This window comes from Mesorhizobium sp. M7A.F.Ca.CA.002.05.1.1 (genome assembly GCF_003998335.1).
Classification (GTDB): domain Bacteria; phylum Pseudomonadota; class Alphaproteobacteria; order Rhizobiales; family Rhizobiaceae; genus Mesorhizobium.
Window position 1 is genome coordinate 1 of the sequence record NZ_RZQI01000743.1, and the last position, 3,028, is coordinate 3,028.

The following is a 3,028-nucleotide window of genomic DNA, read 5'->3' on the forward strand; positions in this document are numbered from 1 at the left end:
TCATGGGTTCGTCCACCGGCGACCTGCTGGTCGAGGACGACGAAGGTGTCGCCTCGATCCTGAGAAACACGCGCCGCCGTGCCGCCTTTCATTCGGAAGACGAATTCCGGCTGCGCGAGCGTCTTGGCGAGCGCATCGAGGGCGATCCGGCATCGCACCCTGTCTGGCGCGATGAAATCGCCGCCTTGCGCTGCACCGAACGGCTTGTGCGCATCGCTAGGCAAGCGCGTGCCCGCATCCATGTCCTGCACATCTCGACGGCCGAGGAGATCTTGTTCCTCGAACAGCACAAGGATGTCGCGACCTGCGAGGCAACGCCGCATCATTTGACGCTGAGCGCCGACGACTATGGACGGCTTGGCACGCTGATCCAGATGAACCCGCCGGTGCGCCCCGCCCGCCATCGCGACGGCGTCTGGCACGGCATTGCGCAAGGCATTGTCGACGTGCTCGGCTCCGACCATGCGCCGCACACGCTGGCCGAGAAGGCCAAGCCGTATCCGGCCTCTCCGTCGGGAATGACCGGCGTGCAGACGCTGGTGCCGATCATGCTCGACCACGTCAATGCCGGCCGGCTAACCTTGCAGCGCTTCGTCGACCTGTCCAGTCATGGCCCGCAGCGGATCTTCGGCATGGCCAGGAAAGGCCGCATCGCCGCCGGCTATGACGCCGACTTCACCATCGTCGACATGATGCGGCGCGAGATGATCACCAATGCGCAGGCCGGCTCGAAAGCCGGCTGGACGCCTTATGATGGCAGGGAAGTGACGGGTTGGCCGGTCGGCACCGTCATTCGAGGCCGACGTGTCATGTGGGAGGGGGAAATCGTCACGCCAGGCCAGGGCAAAGCGGTGGAGTTTTCCGAGGCATTGCCCGTCTAGGCTCCCGGATCTCTGCAAGGGCAGAGGCAGAAAGCTCAATCCCCGGCGACGAAGAACGACCACTGTCCGGCAGGCGTGATGCCGACACGGTAGAAAATATAAGCGCCGAACTGCTTCATGTCGTTGAAATCGCCAGCGGTGACGATCTTGAACAGCTCGACCCGCTGCTTGGCGTCCAGCTTGTCCAGCGGCAGGGCGAAGAAATACGGCCACACATAGAGTTCTTGTGGCGTGCCGGCATCGAGGTGGACGTAGCCGGCATTAAGCACCTCCTCCAGGATGGCCAGAATCTCCTGACCGTCTGGGTCGCCGGAGAGGCCCTTGAGGAAGGCGATGGCGTCACCGTCTATGTCGGTCAGCGATATCTGTGTCATGCTCTCGCCCGTGCCGATCAACGGCCGCAGCTTTTCGATATCGCCGCCCTTGCAGGCTTCGACGATCAGATCGTGCATGCGCCGCACCGGTTCCGGCAGCTTGCCGAGATCGTAGACGACCTCGGGCACCGGCGTTTCCGGATCGACGCGCGGTCTGGTCACGCCGCCATCCGCCGGACTGTTCGGCTCGGCTTCGGCAGGAGCAGTCGGCTGGCTGGCCGGCGGCGGTGTTCCAACCGGGTTGGGCATCGGCACGGCGCTTCCGGGGGGCGACATGTCGTCGTCGGCCGGCGGCGTGACTGTCGGGGGGAGCTCTTCGCGCTTGATTTCGCTCAGTGCATACACGGGGCTGCTCGCGAGACACACAAGCAGGGGAATCGCGGCACAGCAAGCGGCGAAGGAGATGCGAAGGACCAAGCCACACGGCTTGCCTGACATCGAAAAACTCACTGCCCGTTTCTCCCTGCTTCCGGGCATGACGCCCGAGCGGCATGTTGCCGTCAAAGAACCGGACGTCGGTTCAGTGCCGCAGCCGTTCAGGTTCGAAGGCGCCAGCAATCACCTTTTCACGCATACGGTCGAGCAGGGCAAGGGCCGAGGTCTCGCCATTGGCACGCAACATCTCGCCGAAGGCTGTTTCGAGCGCTGCTTCGGCAATGATCTCGGGCTCTATCCCGGCGGAGAGACCTTCCGCCCAGGCCTCGCTGTGGCTTTCCACGGCGGTCAGGCGTTTTTCTTCCCTGACCAGCGCGTCGATGTCGTTGACACCATGTTCCATAAGCGAATGTCCACCCTTTCAAGCTGCGATCCGTCGATGTAGATCAGGCCTGATCTGTTCATTTCACACGCAGGGACAATTAAGTATTTGTAAATACGACATTTTTTTGATCGTCTTTTACAAAGCCCAATTGCCTTGTGCGAAGCTGCGTTCAGTCCGAGTCAAACTTAGCCGATTGGGGCGGCCTGCGGGGCGAAAACCTTCAGTTTGAGTTAATTCCGCTTTCGCGCTGTAAGGTTTCGTTAATACTGTTGCAGAAGTGCAACATGAGGATTGCACCAAGAAATCGCCGGGCACAAGCCGATATATCGGCTTGTGCCCGGCAATGATCCGGATAGTTGTTGATGAGCGAGTGCCTAGTTGCCGTAACGAGAGGCGATATCGCGAGACAGCGTCTCGCCTTCCTTCATGTAGCGGCTGATGGCTTCGGTCGCCGAGGACGTACACCTCGTATAGGTGCCGCCGAAGGAGCGGTAGCCGCGATTGAAGCTGGCAATGAAGCGGGCGCGCCGCTCGGCGTCCGGATTTTCCGAATCGAGCAGTTTTGTCATTTCGACACGCCACTGGTCGCCTTTCTCGCCGCACAGATTGCGCAGGAAATGCAGCGAGCCCAGAACCTCCGCCAGCCGCATCAACCCAGGCTCGAACGGCGATTCGGCGCTGAGCGCGGGCCGTATCGAAACGGTCGCGACGACCGCAAGACACGCGGCGAGGAGCATGGACGGACGGTTCATAAGCCTTCTCTACCCAACGGCGTGGCTCTGCCAAACAGGATAAGTCTTTGTGGCGAAACAATTTGTCGCCTGCAAGGCTGTTTTCAGGGCTTCGGCCCGTCGTCTCCGCGGGGGTCCAACAACTCCTCGGCCACGGCGAACACCGAGCCGGCGAGCGGCAATGCCGCCATCTCGCTGAGTGTATAGAAGGCCGCCGTCTCTGCGTCGTCGCTGGCTACCGCCTCGCCGCCGGCATAGGCCGCGCCGAAGACCGTGAGGAGG

General features: G+C 61.8%; 4 protein-coding genes and 1 pseudogene. 1 reads left to right on the forward strand and 4 read right to left on the reverse strand.

Annotated features, from left to right (window positions below):
- On the forward strand, window positions 1-881 hold an 881-nt coding region (locus EN939_RS27665), incomplete at its 5' end, for a dihydroorotase (protein WP_127270897.1).
- A 35-nt stretch (window positions 882-916) separates the two neighbouring features.
- Here the strand turns inward: EN939_RS27665 and EN939_RS27670 are convergent.
- The 4 genes and pseudogenes from EN939_RS27670 to EN939_RS39360 all read right to left on the reverse strand — a co-directional run.
- Complete coding sequence (locus tag EN939_RS27670; RefSeq protein ID WP_164748946.1) at window positions 917-1,705, reverse strand: hypothetical protein; 789 nt, start codon at window positions 1,703-1,705, stop codon at window positions 917-919.
- 70 nt (window positions 1,706-1,775) lie between these two features.
- A complete protein-coding gene (locus EN939_RS27675) occupies window positions 1,776-2,033 on the reverse strand; it encodes a hypothetical protein (RefSeq protein WP_008874920.1) in 258 nt (85 codons plus the stop codon).
- A gap of 356 nt (window positions 2,034-2,389) precedes the next feature.
- On the reverse strand, window positions 2,390-2,767 hold the full coding sequence (locus EN939_RS27680; RefSeq protein ID WP_127270900.1) for a TIGR02301 family protein: 378 nt from the start codon (window positions 2,765-2,767) through the stop codon (window positions 2,390-2,392).
- A gap of 83 nt (window positions 2,768-2,850) precedes the next feature.
- Window positions 2,851-3,028, reverse strand: a pseudogene (locus EN939_RS39360) (NUDIX hydrolase); the annotation flags it as partial.